Origin of the sequence: Sphingomonas sp. 3-13AW (assembly GCF_049311085.1) — a bacterium.
Taxonomy (GTDB): Bacteria; Pseudomonadota; Alphaproteobacteria; order Sphingomonadales; family Sphingomonadaceae; genus Sphingomonas.
In genome coordinates, this window is the sequence record NZ_JASNVZ010000035.1 from 1 (window position 1) to 16,289 (window position 16,289).

Below are 16,289 nucleotides of genomic sequence, written 5' to 3' on the forward strand. Positions count from 1 at the left end.
GGGCAGGCTCTCCGGGGCCTCGCACGCGGCCGCAATCAGGACCGCGGCAAGCCCGGCGACGGCCGCAACCACTACGGCGTTGATGTCTGCGCCCAGCAGGAAGCCGGCAAGGGCTCCTCCAATCGCCACTCCGGCGGCGACAAGCGTGCGAATCCCTGAAGCAGCGGCCATGGCGCCTCTATAGGCGAGGGTTCGCGGGGCGGGAACGTCCCGCAGCGATACGGGACATCAACAGCCGGCCCGGCTTGGGGATTGCGCATTCCCGCCGCTTCCAACACACAGGCCGCCGTGAGCGACGATCAGACACCGCCGGGCGATGCCGCCCGCCCCGGCCTTGGCCGCCGGACGCTTCTGCTGGGCGCGGCGAGCGCTTCCTCGGTCGTGTCGATCCGCCCGGCGCTCGCGAACACCGCAGCCTCGGTGTCGATGTGCGAGATCCCCGTGCCCGATCCGGGTCGGGCGGGCAGCTATATCGCGAGCAATGGCGATCTGGTCCCTGCCGGCACGCGCGGTGCCTATCCTGCCGCGCGGCGGCCGTTCCAGGCGGCTGATGTGAAGCGCACGCTCAACACCGGCGTCAACCTGCCCGGCACGACCAGCGACCAGTCGCGAGCCTACACCAACTACATCCGCCGGCTGCAGTCGGGCACGAGCGGGTTCACCTGCTTCGCCTCGCTGCAGATGCCGCGCGGCTGATCCCGGGCACGCCCGTTCGCGTGGCTGCGACCGCGCAGCCCCGATATTATGCGCCACCCCCGGGGGTGCTCCGCATGGTCCCGCTCGATGAACTGACCGCGGTCTATCACCGCACCTCGGGGCAGACGCATCTGGTCGCCGCGCCCGTGCCGGAGATATTGGCGGCGCTGGAGGCCGCTCCGGCGACCCTGGATGTCCTGCTTGCCCGGTTGGCAGAGCGCTACGACCTCGCCGATCCCGATCCGGAGGCGCTTGCCGCGCGGCTCGCCGAGCTGGAGACGCTGGGGCTGGTGCAGCGCCGGTGAAGCATGTCTTCCAGCTCAGGATCGGCCCGGTCGGCTTCCGCGTGGGATCGGACTGGCGCGGCCCCGTCGACGCGCTTGCGGCGCTGTACGACGATTACCCAAAGCCGTTCGACGGCATCCCCGACTTCAACGTGCGGCTGTTCGCGGAGCGTCCGTGGCGGCGCGTGTTGCGACCGTCGGTGATGATCGGCGGCGACTATGAGCTGCCGGATGCCGCTCCGTTGCCGCTGCGGCTGGGGCTGCTCGCGGCCGAGATGGGCATGAACCTGCAAATGGCGCTCGGCCAGCGCCGCTATCTGCTGCTGCACGCCGCTTCGGTGGAGCGGGACGGGCGGGCGCTGCTGATGACCGGCGTGTCGGGAGCGGGCAAGTCGACGCTCGCTGCCCTGCTGATGGCGCGCGGCTGGCGCCTGATGGGCGACGAGTTCGCGCTGGTCGACCCGGAAACCGGGCTCGTGCATGGCTTTCCCCGCCTGGTGAGCCTGAAGAACCAGGCGATCGAGGTCGTGGAGCGTGCTGCGCCCGGTGCCCGGTTCGGTCCGCTGCAGCCGGATACGCCAAAGGGGCATATCCGCCACCTGAAGCCGGACGCCGCGTCGATCGCCGCAATGGATGTTCCGGCCCGCGCGGTCGCGATCCTGTTTCCCAGCTTCGGCCATGCGCCGGACCTGCGGCCGGTGCCGCCCGCCGAGACCTTCGTCCGGCTGACCCAGGCCTCGACCAACTATGTCGCGTTGAGAGAGCGAGGCTTCCATGCGCTGACGCGGCTGGTGACCGGAGTTCCCGCGCACGCGATCGACTATCCGGATACCGAAGCCGCCATCGAGATGGTCGAGCGGCTGTGGGAGCAATCGGCATGAGCGGCGCGCTGCTCGTGCGCGCACTGCGCGATCCGGCCTCGACCGCAGCGTTGGACGCCGCAGGCTGGACCAGCCTGATCGCGGCGGCGCGTGCCGAACAGATCGTGGGGACCCTCGCGCACCGGCTGCACGGCCTGTCCAAGCCCGCCTCGGCCGAGCGCATCCTGGCGGATGCCAGGGCGTCCGCCGAACAGGGGCGCACGCTGGCGCTGTGGGAGGCGGAAATGGCAGGGCGGGCGCTGCTGCCGCTGGGCATCCCGGTCGTGCTGCTGAAGGGAACGGCCTATGTGGCAGCTGGCCTGGCAGCGGGGCAGGGGCGCAACATCGGCGACCTCGACATTTTGGTGCCGCGCGAGGCACTGCCTGCCGTTGAGGCGGCGTTGCTCGAAGCAGGCTGGGAGTGGGTGAAGGCCGACGCCTATGATGACGCCTATTACCGGCAATGGATGCACGAGCTGCCGCCGCTGATCCATCGCGAGCGCGATCGGATGATCGACGTGCACCACACGATCCTGCCCCCGACCGCACGCCCGAAACCGGATGCGGCGGCGTTGCTCGCGGACAGCGTTCCGCTCGCCAACGGGCTGCGGGTCCTGTCGGCAGAGGACATGGTGTGCCATGCCGTCGCGCACCTGTTCGCAGATGGGGAACTCGCGGGCGGCCTGCGCAACCTGTGGGACATCCATTGCCTGCTCGACGCGTTCGACACGCCCCACGCGCTCGCGGAACTCCGGAAACGGAGCCAGCGCCACCAACTCGGCCTGCATCTGGAGCGGGCGCTACGCTTGCGCGACCATCTCTATGGGAATGGTGCAGTGCTGAGCCTCGCGGACAGATTCTATGTTCGTCGCCTGCTCGCGCGCGACGGCTGGGGCCGATCGACCCGTCCGGTGTCTCAAGCCGCTTTTTATCTTCGCTCGCACTGGCTGCGGATGCCGCCTGCCATGCTCGCGCGACATCTCTGGACCAAGTGGCGCAACGGGCATCGCCTCAGCCGGTGACGATCACCGGTTCGTGGTGGACGGGAAAAGCCATCGACCGCGCGATGAAGCACATCCGCGACGCCTCGCCGTGCAGTGCCCGCGCCCTGTCCGCGTCATCTCCTGCGGCAATGGTGACCTCAGGGCGGAGCGTCACGGACGTGAACGCGCCCGAGCCCTCGGCATTCTCCATCATCATCCCAGATGCGTCGTCGCGATAGGCGAGCACGCGGATGCCCGCCGCTGCGCACAGGTGCAGGTACCAGAGCTGGTGGCAGGCAGAGAGGGATCCCACCAGCAGCTCCTCCGGGTTCCAACGCTCCGGATCGCCCCGGAAATGCGGGTCGGATGAGCCGGGAATCGGGGGCTTGCCGTAGGCGGTCAGGACATGGTCGCGGCGGTACTGGGTATAGCCCAGGGTGCCGACGCCGGCGTTGCCGGTCCACTCCACCGAAACCCTGTAGCGATGCTCGCTTCCCGCCATTTGTGCGATCCTAGTGATATCGGTCCGCGATCCGGTCCCGTGAACTGTTCGGCGCGATCTTTGCCTCGGCTGCGACATAGGCGTCCCAGTCGCTGATGTCGGGCAGGGACGGAATGCAGACCGGCTCCTCCATCTCCAGCGCGCGGAGCGAGGCGACGACGAGATCGTCGGCCTGCATCACGCGCTCCGGCGGGAAGTTCTCGATCGGGTTGCCCGCGATCTGGTGGAACTCGGTCGCGATCACGCCGGGGATCAGCAGCTGCACGCGCACGCCGCTGTCTGCCAGGTCGAGCTGCATGCTGCGGGTGAAATAGGCGACGAACGCCTTGGTCGCGCCGTAGCCGGCATTCCCCGCGAACTGCATGAACAACGTGCCGGACCCGACGTTGATGATCGTGCCGCGACCTTCCTTGCGCATCCGCGCCGCCGCGGCATTGGCGAGGCGGCTGAACGCCAGCACGTTGACGCGGATCATCGACTCCAGCGCGTCTAGGTCGAGGTCGCCGACGGCGCCACGCGCGGCGAACCCGGCATTGTTCACGAACAGGTCGATCGGGTCGCCCTCGGCAAGGCGGGCTTCTACCACTGCCACGCCCTCCGGCGCCGCAAGGTCGGCGGTCAGCACTTCCACCACGACGTCATGCGCTTCGCACAATTCTCCGGCGATCGCCTCCAGCCGGTCCGCGCGCCGGGCCACTAGGACGAGGTCGTGCCCGGTGCGGGCGAGGTGGGTGGCGAAGCTCTTGCCGATGCCGGCGGATGCGCCGGTGACGAGCGCGGTGGGGCGGGTGGGATTGCTCATGGTCGCCTTAACGCACTGCGGCGCCCAGCTGCTCCAGCGCCGGCAGCAGTTCGTCGTAATGATCGATCACTGCGTCCCCCTCCAGCTCCTCGACAGCCTGCATCAGGAAACCGAAACTGCATGCGATCGAGGGAATGCCGGCATTGCGCGCCGCGCCCGTGTCGTAGATCGAATCGCCCACGAATGCCGCGCGCCCGCCGCCGCAGCGCAGGATCATCTCGTCGATCGGCGCGCGGTGCGGCTTGCCGAGGCCCGGTCCCATCGTATCGCCACCGATCAGGCAAGCGAAGCGGTCGCGGATTCCCATTTCGCCCAGCAGCCGTTCGGCCAGCCCCTCCAGCTTGTTGGTGACGACCGCCACCTTCACGCCGCGCGCTTCCAGCGCGTCGATGGCGTCCAGGGCGCCGGGAAAGGGGGCGCTTTCGACGGCGATATGGCTCTCATAATGGTCGAGCAGCAGCCGGTAGAGCCGGTCGAGTTCGGCCTCCGAATAGCCGCCGGTGCTCGCCATTCCCTGCATCAGCATATGCCGCGCCCCGCCGCCGATCATCGTGCGCACCCGCTCGCGCGGAAGCGGCGGCCGGCCGGCGTCGGCAAGTGCATGGTTGAGAGCGTTGGCAAGGTCGCCGCTGGTATCGACCAGCGTACCGTCCAGGTCGAAGCCGACGATGTCGAAGGGAAATGCAGTCATCCAGGGCTCATGCCGCCAAGAGGCGGCGAAAGACAAGTAAGACACTGGCAAAGACCAGATTGTCGTGGCAGGGCTCGCTCGCCTTGGAGACCTTCATGACCCCTCGACCTATCGCCGCGATCATCCTTGCCGCGGGCAAGGGTACCCGTATGCAATCAGACCTGCACAAGGTGCTCCACCCGGTGGCCGGGCGGTCCATGCTGCTGCACCTCGTCGACAGCGTCGCGGCGCTCGGGCCCGATCGTACCGTGGTGGTAGTTGGTGCAGGTCGTGAGCAGGTGGAGGCGGCGGTTGCGCCGCTGGGCATCGCGACCGCGCATCAGGCGGAGCAACTCGGCACCGGCCATGCGGTGGCGCAGGCCGAGGCGGCGCTCGAAGGCTTCGATGGCGACGTTCTGATCCTGTACGGCGACGTGCCGCTGGTCTCCAGCACGACGATGCGGCGGATGCTCGACCGGCTGCACGAGGCAGACGCGCCGGCGACCGTCGTTCTCGGCTTTCGGCCGTCGGACCCGGGCGCCTATGGGCGGATCATCGCGCAGGGTGGCCGGATCGCGAAGATGGTGGAGTTCAAGGACGCGAGCCCGGACGAGCGCGCGGAAACCCTGTGCAACTCCGGCCTGATGGCGGTGCGCGCGGCGGACCTGTTCGCGCTCCTCGCGCAGGTGGGCAACGACAATGCCGCGGGCGAATATTATCTGCCCGACGTGGTGATGCTGGCCGACGCTGCCGGTCGCGCGTCGGCGGTGATCGAGACGGACGCCGAGGAGGTCGCAGGGGTCAACAGCCGCGCCGAGCTCGCCCGGCTCGAGGCTGCCTGGCAGAAGGTACGCCGGGAACGCGCCATGGCCGAGGGAGCGACTCTGATTGCGCCCGAGACCGTCTGGTTCTCGCATGACACCAAGATCGGCCGCGACGTCGTGATCGAGCCGAACGTCGTCTTTGGTCCCGGGGTCCGGGTTGCCGATGGCGTGTCGATCCGGGCGTTCAGTCACCTTGAGGGTGCAACCGTGGGCGCGGGGGCTGAGGTCGGCCCCTACGCACGGTTGCGGCCGGGCACCGTGCTGGAGGCACAGGCGAAGGTCGGGAACTTCGTGGAGATCAAGAACGCCGTGCTCGGTCGCGGCGCAAAGGCCAATCACCTGACCTATCTGGGCGATGCCGATGTCGGTGCTGGCGCCAACATTGGCGCCGGGACGATTACGTGCAACTACAACGGCTTCTTGAAGAGCCGTACGCACATCGGGGAGGGTGCGTTCGTCGGTTCGAACAGCGCCCTGGTCGCGCCGGTCACGATCGGTGCCGGGGCAATCGTTGCCGCCGGATCGGTCATCACCGCGAACGTGGAGCCCGATGCATTGGTGGTGGCCCGCGGCGTCCAGGAGACGCGTGCCGGCTGGGCGCCACGGTTCCGGGAAAAAATGGCGGCAGTAAAAGCCGCTGGGGGGAAGCGCTAAAATGTGCGGTATCGTTGGAATCATCAGCAGCCACGACGTTGTCGACAACCTGGTCGACGGTCTGCGACGGCTGGAATATCGCGGTTATGACTCGGCCGGGGTCTGCACCATCAACAATGGAGACCTCGACCGCCGTCGGGCCGAGGGCAAGCTCGTCAACCTGGTCCAGGAACTGCGCGACGCGCCGCTGCCGGGCACGACCGGCATCGCGCATACCCGCTGGGCCACGCACGGCGCTCCGACGACGGCCAACGCGCATCCGCATGCGACTGGCGAAGTCGCGCTGGTCCACAACGGCATCATCGAAAACTTCAAGCCGCTGCGCGACGCATTGATGGCGCGCGGGCGCGAGTTTCACAGCCAGACCGACAGCGAGGTGGTCGCCCACCTCATCAGCGAGCGGGTCGAAGCCGGCGAGAGCCCTCAGGATGCGGTGAAGGCGGTGCTGCCGCAACTCCACGGCGCCTTTGCGCTCGCGATCCTGTTCCGCCAGCATCCAGACCTGCTGATCGGGGCGCGACTGGGGTCTCCGCTGGTCGTGGGCTATGGCGAGGGCGAGACCTACCTCGGCTCCGACGCGCTCGCGCTCGCGCCGCTTACCCAGCGCATCTCCTATCTGGAGGAAGGCGACTGGGTCGTGCTCAACCGCGAGGGCGCGCAGGTCTATGACAAGGACAATCATCCCGTTGAGCGCCCGATCACGATCAGCGGCGTCACCGGCGCGCTGATCGACAAGGGAAACCACCGCCACTTCATGCTCAAGGAGATCTACGAGCAGCCGGTGGTCGTCGCGCAGACGCTGCAGTCCTACCTCCGCCCTGTGGAGGAGAAGGTCGCGCTTCCCGATCTCGACTTCGACCTGTCCAGCATCGAGCGAGTCGTGATCGTTGCCTGCGGCACGGCTTCTTACGTCGGCATGATCGGCAAATACTGGATCGAGAAGTTCGCGCGTCTCCCGGTCGAAGTCGATGTCGCGTCTGAGTTCCGCTACCGCGACCCGGTGCTGCTGCCCAACACGCTCGGCATCGTCGTGTCGCAGTCGGGCGAAACCGCCGACACGCTGGCAGCACTGCGCCACATGAAGGCGAACGGCGTCACCACCGCGGGCATTATCAACGTGCCGACGAGCTCGATGGCGCGTGAGGTCGACCTGCTCTTGTCGACCCATGCCGGACCCGAAATTGGCGTCGCGTCGACCAAGGCGTTCACCTGCCAGCTGGCGGTGATGGCTGCCCTCGCGGTCAATCTCGCCTCTGCCAAGGGCAAGCTCTCGGAAGAGCAAGAGCGCGAGATCGTTCGCCACCTCGTCGAGGCGCCGGCGGCGATCAATGCCGCGCTGGGCCACGACGCGGAGATCCAGCGCATGGCCGGGACCATCGCGGGCGCCCGCGACGTGCTCTACCTCGGTCGCGGGCCCGACTATCCCCTCGCGCTCGAAGGGGCGCTCAAGCTCAAGGAAATCAGCTACATCCATGCAGAAGGCTATGCCTCTGGTGAGATGAAGCACGGGCCGATCGCGCTGATCGACGAGCATGTGCCGCTGATCGTCCTCGCGCCGTCCGGGCCGCTGTTCGAAAAAACGGTGTCGAACATGCAGGAAGCCCAGGCGCGCGGCGCCCAGGTGGTGCTGATCTCCGACGCAGAGGGCCTGGCGCTCGCCGGAGAGGATGCGATCGCGACCATCGAGATGCCCAAGGTGCACCCGCTGATCGCGCCGCTCGTCTATTCCGTACCCGTCCAGCTGCTCGCCTATCATGTCGCGGTTGCGAAGGGCACCGACGTGGATCAGCCTCGCAACCTCGCGAAGTCGGTGACAGTCGAATAGGCACGCGGTGCAGTAGAAAAGAGGAGAAGGCTGGAACGTTTACTTGGCCGTAACGCGGCAGGTGGTATCGGCGGCTGGGCTGTTTTTGAGGGGGGAGACCGGCCGCGGTGCGCGTACTGATTGTAGACGATGAACCGGCGTTGCATGAATCCTACCGGCAGGCATTTAGCCGGCCTGCGGACAATCAGATCTTGTCGACCATGGCAGCAGAGCTGTTCGACGGCCCCCGTGAAGGCCTTGGATCGGATGAAGCCGCGGCCGCGCTGGAGTTCGTTCACGTCACCCAAGGGCTCGACGCGGTTACGGCAGTTGAGGAGGCGGTCAACGCAGGGGACGGGTTTGCCGTTGCCTTCATCGATGTCCGCATGCCGCCCGGTATCGACGGGAAGGAAACGGCCGCCCGCATCCGCGCGCTCGATCCCGACGTCAACCTGGTGATCGTAACCGGCTTTTCGGACTTCAACCCGTCCGACATCTTTCGCGCGGCGGGCCCTGCAGACAAGATCTTCTACATCGCAAAGCCATTTGAGGCAGTAGAGGTCGTCCAGACCGCGACCGCACTCGCCCGGCGATGGCAACTGGACCGCGAGCTGGCCGAGACGCGCGCCGCGCTCGCCGAAAAGGTTGTTCAGCTGGAAGCCCAAGCGCTCGAAGTGGCGGCAAACGAGAGCAAGGCCGCGCATGTCGCCAGCCACGACCCTTTGACCGACGCGCCCAACCGGTTCGCGTTCCTGCGGGCGCTTAGCGAGCGCGTCGGCAAGCCGGGTTGCTTCGCGGTGGCAATGCTGGACCTGGATCGGTTCAAGCTCATCAACGACACCTTCGGCCATTTCGTGGGTGACGAGGTGATCCGCATCGTGTGCGAGCGCCTGACCGAACAGCTCGGCGACGCCGGGATGGTCGCCCGGTTGGGCGGCGATGAATTCGGGTTGCTGATGTCTGTCTCGGGCGAGGACGAGGCCGTCATGCGCTGCGAACTGCTGCTGCGCGGCTGCACGGGCGCATTCAGCATCCTTGGACAGCCCGTGCAGAACGGCGCCTCGATCGGGGTCACGGTTGCCGATGCCGAGCATGTCCACGACCCCGTAGACCTGATGCGCCGCAGCGACCTCGCCCTTAATCGGGCCAAGCAGTCCGGCCGTGGCGTTGTGCGCGTGTTTGACGAAAACATGGATGAATCGGAGCGCTTTCGCCGCCAGGTTGAGACCGGCCTTGAGCAGGCGATGGACGATGGCGAACTGACCCTGGTCTACCAGCCGATCTACGCGCGCCGCGGACGGGATGTGGTGGCCTTCGAAGCGCTGCTGCGCTGGTGCAGCCCGAAGCATGGCATGATCTCGCCAAAGATGTTCATCCCGATTGCCGAGGAGAGTGGGCTGATCCACGCGCTCGGTGACTGGGTCTTGGAAGAGGCATTGCAGGCGGTGAAGCGCTGGCCACGCCAGTTCGTCTCCGTGAACTTCTCGCCGCGGCAGTTCCGGCGGCCGAATTTCGTGCCGCATCTGCTGGCGCAGGTCCAGCGGGCCGGAGTCTCTCCCACCCAGCTGCAGATCGAGATCCCCGAGACCGCGCTGACCGGCGATGTCGAACGCGCGGCGGAGACACTCTATCGGCTGCGCCAGATGGGCTTTCGCGTTGCCATCGATAATTTCGGCACCGGCTATTCCAGCCTCTACAACATCCGGATTTTTCCCGTCGATACCCTCAAGGTCGACAAGAGTTTCGTGGACGGGATGGGGCGCGAGCGGGAGTCGGCTGCGATCGTCGACTCCATCATCCAACTCGGCCGTTCGCTGGAGCTGGAAGTCGTGGCCGTAGGGATCGACACGGAAACCCGCTTGCGGGCACTTCAGCTGGCGGGATGCTCCCAGATCCAGGGCGATCATCTCTCGCCCCCCTTGGTTCTGGATGATGCGGTGGTCCTGGCCCTTGGGGGTGATGTCGACGAGCCGCAGCCCCCCTGCTCGCCGGACGGCCCGATGCCGGGTACCGGCGCCTCCGTCTGATGGCGCGCCCCCGGCGCGCGCACCGGTGGCGGCATCGCTTGCCCTGGGGCGGGGCGGCGTCGCTGTCTGCCAAGCTGGTGTGGATCCTGACCGGGATCGGCATGGCGGGGACGCTTGGCATCGCGCTCATGCTGACCCTTGTCCTCACACCCGGCTTTCGGCAGCTGGAGGAGCAGGCGATCAACCGTGAAGTCGATCGCGCCGCTACCGCTCTCGACACCCTGCGGCTGCAGGCGGAGGCGGCGGCGATCGCGAAGCGGCAACTCTGGCAAGAGGGGACCCGCTTGGCCCCCGGGACCGATCGCACGGCGGATGCGCTGGCCGACATCGACCCGGAAGCTGTCCTGCGAGGCGCAGACGCTGGCAGCTTCTTCCGGTGGAGAGAGGGGATTCTGAGCGCCGTGGGGATCGCGCGAGTGACCTCCCGTGCCGTGGGGGCAGCCAACTATGTCGCCGTCTCTCAACCGCTGGGCGAGGCGCAGATCCGCCAGCGGCTTCAGCGAGAAACACGGTTGCTTCCGATGAATGCGGATATGCCAAGCGTAAGGCGATCCGGCAGCGAGCTCGATCTGCGGGTGCCGCTCCTCGGCTGGGACGGTCGTCCGGCTGCGGCAATTGCGTTCCCGATCGACCGCAGCCTCTGGGCGCTTGGCGGAAAACTGCTGATATACGCGGCGGCCGGCGTCACCGCACTCGTGCTCCTTTTGCTGATCATCCTGCGGGGCATCTTCCACCGGCTGGTGCTGCGGCGCTTGCATCTGCTCGAGCGGCATATGCGCGAGGTCGGTGATTCCGGGGCGATGACGACCTTGCCGGACCCGGTTACCGAGGACGAGATCGGCGCGTTGGTGCAGAGTTTCAACGCGATGCTGGGGCAACTCGCCAGCCTGCGCGAGCAGGTCGAGGTCCAGTCATTCCGCCTTGGCCAGATCGAAAGCGCCGAAGCGGCGATGCACAACGTGCGGAACGCGCTCAATCCGATCAGCACCATCCTGTCCAAGGGGCTCGGGCAAGTTCTGCCTGTCGAGCCCGCGATCGTTGACCGGGCACTGGAGGAGCTGGGGGCTGTCGACACCGATCCGGAACGGCGTGACCGGCTCGCAGCATTCCTCCGTGCAGCGCTTGCGGCCGAGCGCAGCGCGCGTGCCGAGCGGCTCTCACAGCTGGAGATGGGGCGCGACGCGTTGCAGAACGTCCTGGAAATCATTGGCAGCCGCTCGCAGCGGACCCAGGATCGCGCGCCGCTGGAGGTTTGCGACGTGACCCAGTTGATAGCGCGCAACGGCGCGATCGCGCGCTATTCGCGCGAGCTATCGATCGCCACCGTATTCCCTTCGCGCGTCTGCCTGGTGCGGGCCAATCGCGTGATCCTGAGCCAGGTGATCGGCAACTTGTTCTCCAATGCCGCAGAGTCCATCGCGGCATCCCAGAACTCCGGCGGCACCATCCGCGTCTCGATCGCCGAGCGGGAAGGGCAGGTTGAGGTGGCGATCCGCGACAATGGCGAGGGCTTCGACCCGGCCGATGCACCCCGCCTCTTCCAGCGCGGCTTCTCGACCCGCAAGAGCCGTTCGGGCGGCTTGGGGCTGCACTGGTGCGCGACGTCGATGATGGCGATGGGCGGCGCCCTTCGCCTTGAGAGCGAAGGTCCAGGGCGGGGCGCGCGGGCCGTCCTGACGCTGCAGGCGGGCACTGCCGAGGCTTCGTCGGAAATCGCCGCCTGATCCGCTGAGTGCCTGTCGCGCCTTCCGCGATTTTGGTAGAAGCTGGACCGCGACAGGATATGCCGCACTCCGCGTGGTGCGGTCGCGCCGCCGGCGTGGGCCGGCGCAGCGAGGAAGGAACGCAAGGTGTCAGCGATCTCCAAGGTGGGCTGGGCAGCGCTCGCGCTGCTCGCGGCGGTGGCACTGGGCGTCGTCGCCTTTGCCCGCGGCGAGTCGGTCAATGCGCTGTGGATCGTGGTGGCGGCGGTGGCGATCTACCTGATCGCCTATCGCTTCTACGCGCTCTACATCGCGCGCCACGTCCTGCGGCTGGATACCGCCCGCAAGACCCCCGCAGTCCGGCGCGCGGATGGGCTGGATTATGTCCAGACCAATCGCAACGTCCTGTTCGGCCACCATTTCGCAGCCATCGCGGGGGCCGGGCCGCTGGTAGGGCCGGTGCTTGCGGCGCAAATGGGCTATTTGCCTGGAACATTGTGGATCCTGGCGGGCGTGGTGCTCGCCGGGGCGGTGCAGGATTTCATGATCCTGGTCATCTCGATGCGCCGCGACGGCAAGTCGCTGGGCGAACTGATCCGGATGGAGATGGGGCCCGTGCCGGGGACCATCGCGCTGTTCGGCGCCTTCATGATCATGGTGATCATCCTGGCGGTGCTGGCGCTGATCGTCGTCCGGGCGCTGGCGGACAGCCCGTGGGGAATGTTCACCGTCGCCGCCACCGTGCCGCTGGCGATCCTGATGGGCATCTACACGCGCTGGTTCCGGCCCGGTAAGATCGGCGAAGTCTCAATCCTGGGCTTCATCGGCCTGATCCTCGCGATCGTCTATGGCGGGCAGGTTGCGGCCTCGCCCAGCCTTGCGCCCCTGTTCACCTTCTCCGCGACCCAGCTGTGCTGGATCCTGATCGGCTATGGTGCCGTCGCCTCGGTCCTGCCGGTGTGGCTGTTGCTGGCGCCGCGCGACTATCTGTCCACGTTCCTCAAGATCGGGGCGATCGCCGCGCTCGCCATCGGCATTGCCATCATGGCGCCGCCGCTGCGCATGCCCGCCATCACCCAGTTCATGGACGGCAGCGGCCCGGTGTGGTCGGGCGGGCTCTTCCCGTTCCTGTTCATCACCATTGCCTGTGGCGCCGTTTCAGGGTTCCACGCCCTGATCTCCAGCGGCACGACCCCCAAGCTGATCGCGAGCGAGGGCGACGCCGCCTTCATCGGCTATGGCGCCATGCTGATGGAGAGCTTCGTTGCGATCATGGCGCTGGTGGGTGCCTCGATCCTCGACCCCGGCATCTATTTCGCGATGAACAGCCCGGCTGCGGTCCTGGGGCCCGACATCCATTCGGCAGCGTCCGCAGTCAGCGCGATGGGCTTTCCTATCACCGCCGAGACGTTGGCGCAGACGGCGCACGATGTGGGGGAGACGACCATCGTCTCACGCACCGGTGGCGCGCCGACGCTGGCAGTGGCGATGGCGCAGATCTTCAGCCACGTCATCGGCGGTCAGGCGATGATGGCCTTCTGGTATCACTTCGCCATCCTGTTCGAGGCGCTGTTCATCCTGACCGCGGTAGACGCGGGCACCCGCGCCGGACGCTTCATGCTGCAGGACCTGATCGGGTTGGCCGTGCCGGGATTCCGCGATTCTTCCGCCATCGTCCCGGGCATGATCGCGACCGCGCTGTGCGTCTCCGCCTGGGGCTTCTTCCTCTACCAGGGCGTGACGGATCCGCTCGGCGGCGTGAACACGCTGTGGCCGCTGTTCGGCATTTCCAACCAGATGCTGGCCGCAGTGGCGCTGGTGCTGGCGACGGTGGTGCTGTTCCGCATGAAGCAGCAGCGCTTCGCCTGGGTGACGATGGTGCCGGCGGCGTGGCTGCTGGTGTGCACGGGCACCGCCGGGCTCCTCAAGCTGTTCTCGGCAGACCCGCGCGTCGGCTTCCTGGCGCATGCCGCCGGCTATGCGACGGCGATGGCCCGGGGCGAGGTGCTCGCACCGGCCGCGTCGATGGAGGAGATGCGCCGGATCGTGTTCAACGACCGGATCGACGCCGCCTTGTGCGCGATCTTCCTGGCGGTGGTGTTCTCGATCCTGTTCTACGGCGTCCGTTCCTGCCTGGACGCGCGCCGGAACCCGCGGCCGAGCGTGACCGAAATTCCGCCGGCGATCGCGCCGGTCGAGGTGGCGGGATGAGCCGCCTCACCGCCATCGCCCGCCGATTGCGGGAGACTGCGCACCTGATGGTCGGGATGCCGCCCTACGACGGCTATTGCCGGCACATGGACGAACATCATCCCGACCGGCCCAGGATGAGCGAGGCGGAGTTCTTCCGCGATCGGCAGCAGGCCCGCTATGGCGGCAAGAACGGCGGGCGCTGCTGCTAGCCGGGCGTTCGGCGGCCGACATGGGTTGAGCCTGACGGGGAAGCGTGTAGGGCCGCACGCCCATGTCGCACGCTGCTCCCCCCGCTCTCGGCCTTGATTTCGGCACCACCAACTCTGTCGCGGCCGTCGCACGCGGCGAGGAGGCGGAACTGGTGATGCTCGATGCCCCCGGCGGCCGCGATGCCGTGTTCCGGTCGGCATTATGCTTCTGGCAGGACGAGGAAGTCCGCGGCGCGGTCGCGTCGGAAGCGGGCCCTTGGGCGATTGCCGAATATCTCGAATATCCCGAAGGAAGCCGCTTCCTTCAATCCTTCAAGTCGGTCGCGGCCAGCACTGCGTTCGAACATGCGACCGTGTTCGACCGGCGCTATCGATTCGAGGAGCTCGGGCAGCTGTTCCTGGAAAAGCTCGCCAGCCGCGCCGGCGGGGCGTTCGACGGCATCGGCCGCGTCGTGGTCGGCCGGCCGGTCGAATATGCCGGCGCCCGTCCGGACGTCGCGCTAGCCCGCACCCGCTATGACGCGATGTTCGCGGCGTTGGGGGCGGAAGTCCATTATGTCTATGAGCCGGTCGGCGCGGCGTTCAGCTATGCGTCGCGGATTGCCGAGCCGGCCACGATCCTGGTCGCCGACTTCGGCGGCGGCACCAGCGACTTTTCGGTCGTGCGGGTGGCAGCGCCGGGCGCTGCGCGCCGGTGCGAGCCGCTCGGCCATGCCGGCGTCGGCATCGCCGGCGATCGCTTCGACTATCGGCTCCTCAACCACCTGGTCATGCCGCTGCTGGGCAAGGGAAGCAGCTATCGCTCCTTCGACAAGGTGCTGGAGATCCCGCGCGGCTATTTCGCCGACTTTGCCGACTGGTCGCGGCTGGCACTCATGCGGAATCGCCGCACGCTCGCCGAACTCGACAAGCTGCGGCGCAGCGCGCTCGATCCCGATGCGATCGGGCGGATGATCGCGGTGATCGAGGAGGAGCAGGGCTTCCGCCTCTATGACGCCGTCGCGCGGGTAAAGCGCGACCTCTCCGCAGCCGAGACCGCCCAGTTCCGCTTTGCGGGCGGCGGCCTCAGCATCGAGGCCGAGGTGACGCGCGAACAGTTTGAGGCGTGGATCGCGCCAGACGTCGCGCGGATCGAAGCCGCGGTGGACCAGGCGCTCGTGGCCGCGGGCGTGCTACCCGCCGCCATCGATCGCGTGTTCCTCACCGGCGGCACTTCGCTGACGCCGCGCATCCGGCGGCTGTTCAGCGAACGGTTCGGAGAGGACCGGATCGCGTCCGGCGGAGAACTCACCTCGATCGCCCATGGTCTCGCGCTGATCGGCGAGCAGGAGGATGTTGCCGCCTGGGCCGCGTGATTACGCCTGTTCTTTGCCTCGACAAGATACGGCAGCATTTCCGGTAGAAGATCGGCACTACGCGGCTATGATCGACTTCGGGGAGCCGGGGGCGGCCATCCCGTAGGGCGGGGGCATCATGGAGCAGCGGGCAGGCACAGTGTCGTCGCCGGGACGCGGAACACGGCACCAGGCCAGCTTCCCCGTCCGAAACAAGATCGCCCGCGTCGCGTGGGGCCTGTGCTGGCTATTGCTCGCGCGCTGGACGCCACCGGCAATGCATGGCTGGCGCTGCTGGCTGCTGCGCCTGTGGGGGGCGAAGATCGGTGCCCATGCGCGGATCTATGCCTCCGTGCGGATCTGGCATCCTGCCAATCTGCAGGTGGGGGAGGGTTCGCTGCTCGGGCCGCGGGTGCGGTGCTACAATCAGGGGCGGATCTCGATCGGCCGCTCGGTGGTGATTTCCCAGGACGCGAGCCTGTGCGCGAGCACGCACGACGTCGTCGACCCGCTGTTCCCCCTCCTCCTGCGGCCCATCCATATCGAGGACCATGCCTGGATCGCGGCGGAAGCATTTGTCGGCCCGGGCGTTCGTGTCGGCACCGGCGCAGTGCTGGGGGCGCGTGCGGTAGCGATGCGGGACCTGGTGCCGTGGACCTTCTTCTCCGGCAATCCTGCGGAACCATTGAAGGCGCGTCCTCCACTTTAACCAAATAGGTATGTTTCCGCTTTCCTAATCGGGAA

The 16,289-nt window shown here is 67.4% G+C and carries 15 protein-coding genes; 12 read left to right on the forward strand and 3 right to left on the reverse strand.

The features are described 5' to 3' along the window. Positions 1-288 precede the first annotated feature (288 nt). Genes QP045_RS20280 through QP045_RS20295 form a run of 4 tightly spaced genes read left to right on the forward strand, consistent with a single transcriptional unit; the run spans position 289 to position 2,862 of the window. Entirely contained in the window at positions 289-696 is a 408-nt protein-coding gene (locus QP045_RS20280; protein WP_422516822.1) for a hypothetical protein, read from the forward strand. A gap of 20 nt (positions 697-716) precedes the next feature. Next, on the forward strand, positions 717-1,001 hold the full coding sequence (locus QP045_RS20285; protein ID WP_422516823.1) for an HPr-rel-A system PqqD family peptide chaperone: 285 nt from the start codon (positions 717-719) through the stop codon (positions 999-1,001). Then, the gene (locus tag QP045_RS20290) at positions 998-1,861 is read left to right on the forward strand and encodes an HprK-related kinase A (RefSeq protein ID WP_422516824.1); all 864 of its coding nucleotides are present in this window, start codon (positions 998-1,000) and stop codon (positions 1,859-1,861) included. The genes QP045_RS20285 and QP045_RS20290 overlap by 4 nt, the downstream gene beginning before the upstream one ends. Continuing rightward, positions 1,858-2,862: a nucleotidyltransferase domain-containing protein gene (locus QP045_RS20295; RefSeq protein WP_422516825.1), complete on the forward strand. Its 1,005-nt coding sequence runs from the start codon at positions 1,858-1,860 to the stop codon at positions 2,860-2,862. The genes QP045_RS20290 and QP045_RS20295 overlap by 4 nt, the downstream gene beginning before the upstream one ends. Here the strand turns inward: QP045_RS20295 and QP045_RS20300 are convergent. The 3 genes from QP045_RS20300 to QP045_RS20310 are packed head-to-tail and all read right to left on the reverse strand — an operon-like array spanning position 2,852 to position 4,818. Further along, positions 2,852-3,325: an OsmC family protein gene (locus QP045_RS20300; RefSeq protein WP_422516826.1), complete on the reverse strand. Its 474-nt coding sequence runs from the start codon at positions 3,323-3,325 to the stop codon at positions 2,852-2,854. The two genes, QP045_RS20295 and QP045_RS20300, sit on opposite strands and share 11 nt — an antisense overlap. 10 nt (positions 3,326-3,335) lie before the next feature. Beyond that, positions 3,336-4,127, reverse strand: coding sequence for an SDR family NAD(P)-dependent oxidoreductase (locus QP045_RS20305; protein WP_422516827.1), 792 nt, complete (start codon positions 4,125-4,127; stop codon positions 3,336-3,338). Between the two features lie 7 nt (positions 4,128-4,134). Then, on the reverse strand, positions 4,135-4,818 hold the full coding sequence (locus QP045_RS20310) for an HAD-IA family hydrolase (protein ID WP_422516828.1): 684 nt from the start codon (positions 4,816-4,818) through the stop codon (positions 4,135-4,137). A 95-nt stretch (positions 4,819-4,913) separates the two neighbouring features. Between QP045_RS20310 and glmU the strand changes: the two genes are divergently transcribed. From glmU to QP045_RS20350, 8 genes are all read left to right on the forward strand, one after another. Beyond that, positions 4,914-6,275 (forward strand): bifunctional UDP-N-acetylglucosamine diphosphorylase/glucosamine-1-phosphate N-acetyltransferase GlmU, encoded by a 1,362-nt coding sequence (gene glmU / locus QP045_RS20315; protein WP_422516829.1) that lies wholly within the window; start codon positions 4,914-4,916, stop codon positions 6,273-6,275. A 1-nt stretch (position 6,276) separates the two neighbouring features. Next, a complete protein-coding gene (gene glmS, locus QP045_RS20320; RefSeq protein WP_422516830.1) occupies positions 6,277-8,100 on the forward strand; it encodes a glutamine--fructose-6-phosphate transaminase (isomerizing) in 1,824 nt (607 codons plus the stop codon). A gap of 200 nt (positions 8,101-8,300) precedes the next feature. Next, on the forward strand, positions 8,301-10,106 hold the full coding sequence (locus QP045_RS20325) for a putative bifunctional diguanylate cyclase/phosphodiesterase (protein WP_422516831.1): 1,806 nt from the start codon (positions 8,301-8,303) through the stop codon (positions 10,104-10,106). Continuing rightward, complete coding sequence (locus QP045_RS20330) at positions 10,106-11,830, forward strand: ATP-binding protein (RefSeq protein ID WP_422516832.1); 1,725 nt, start codon at positions 10,106-10,108, stop codon at positions 11,828-11,830. Before QP045_RS20325 ends, QP045_RS20330 begins: the two co-directional genes overlap by 1 nt. A 126-nt stretch (positions 11,831-11,956) precedes the next feature. Beyond that, on the forward strand, positions 11,957-14,020 hold the full coding sequence (locus tag QP045_RS20335) for a carbon starvation CstA family protein (RefSeq protein WP_422516833.1): 2,064 nt from the start codon (positions 11,957-11,959) through the stop codon (positions 14,018-14,020). Then, positions 14,017-14,211: a YbdD/YjiX family protein gene (locus tag QP045_RS20340; RefSeq protein WP_422516834.1), complete on the forward strand. Its 195-nt coding sequence runs from the start codon at positions 14,017-14,019 to the stop codon at positions 14,209-14,211. The genes QP045_RS20335 and QP045_RS20340 overlap by 4 nt, the downstream gene beginning before the upstream one ends. Positions 14,212-14,273: 62 nt before the next feature. After that, positions 14,274-15,566 (forward strand): Hsp70 family protein, encoded by a 1,293-nt coding sequence (locus QP045_RS20345; protein ID WP_422516835.1) that lies wholly within the window; start codon positions 14,274-14,276, stop codon positions 15,564-15,566. Positions 15,567-15,684: 118 nt separating this feature from the next. After that, positions 15,685-16,254 (forward strand): putative colanic acid biosynthesis acetyltransferase, encoded by a 570-nt coding sequence (locus QP045_RS20350; RefSeq protein ID WP_422516836.1) that lies wholly within the window; start codon positions 15,685-15,687, stop codon positions 16,252-16,254. Positions 16,255-16,289: the final 35 nt, after the last annotated feature.

Bases quoted from the DNA above. Each gene is read 5' to 3' on its own strand.
- QP045_RS20295 (WP_422516825.1), top strand. From the start codon at position 1,858: ATGAGCGGCGCGCTGCTCGTGCGCGCACTGCGCGATCCGGCCTCGACC.
- QP045_RS20300 (WP_422516826.1), bottom strand. From the start codon at position 3,325: ATGGCGGGAAGCGAGCATCGCTACAGGGTTTCGGTGGAGTGGACCGGC.
- QP045_RS20305 (WP_422516827.1), bottom strand. From the start codon at position 4,127: ATGAGCAATCCCACCCGCCCCACCGCGCTCGTCACCGGCGCATCCGCC.
- QP045_RS20310 (WP_422516828.1), bottom strand. From the start codon at position 4,818: ATGACTGCATTTCCCTTCGACATCGTCGGCTTCGACCTGGACGGTACG.
- glmU (WP_422516829.1), top strand. From the start codon at position 4,914: ATGACCCCTCGACCTATCGCCGCGATCATCCTTGCCGCGGGCAAGGGT.
- glmS (WP_422516830.1), top strand. From the start codon at position 6,277: ATGTGCGGTATCGTTGGAATCATCAGCAGCCACGACGTTGTCGACAAC.
- QP045_RS20325 (WP_422516831.1), top strand. From the start codon at position 8,301: ATGGCAGCAGAGCTGTTCGACGGCCCCCGTGAAGGCCTTGGATCGGAT.
- QP045_RS20330 (WP_422516832.1), top strand. From the start codon at position 10,106: ATGGCGCGCCCCCGGCGCGCGCACCGGTGGCGGCATCGCTTGCCCTGG.
- QP045_RS20340 (WP_422516834.1), top strand. From the start codon at position 14,017: ATGAGCCGCCTCACCGCCATCGCCCGCCGATTGCGGGAGACTGCGCAC.
- QP045_RS20345 (WP_422516835.1), top strand. From the start codon at position 14,274: ATGTCGCACGCTGCTCCCCCCGCTCTCGGCCTTGATTTCGGCACCACC.
- QP045_RS20350 (WP_422516836.1), top strand. From the start codon at position 15,685: ATGGAGCAGCGGGCAGGCACAGTGTCGTCGCCGGGACGCGGAACACGG.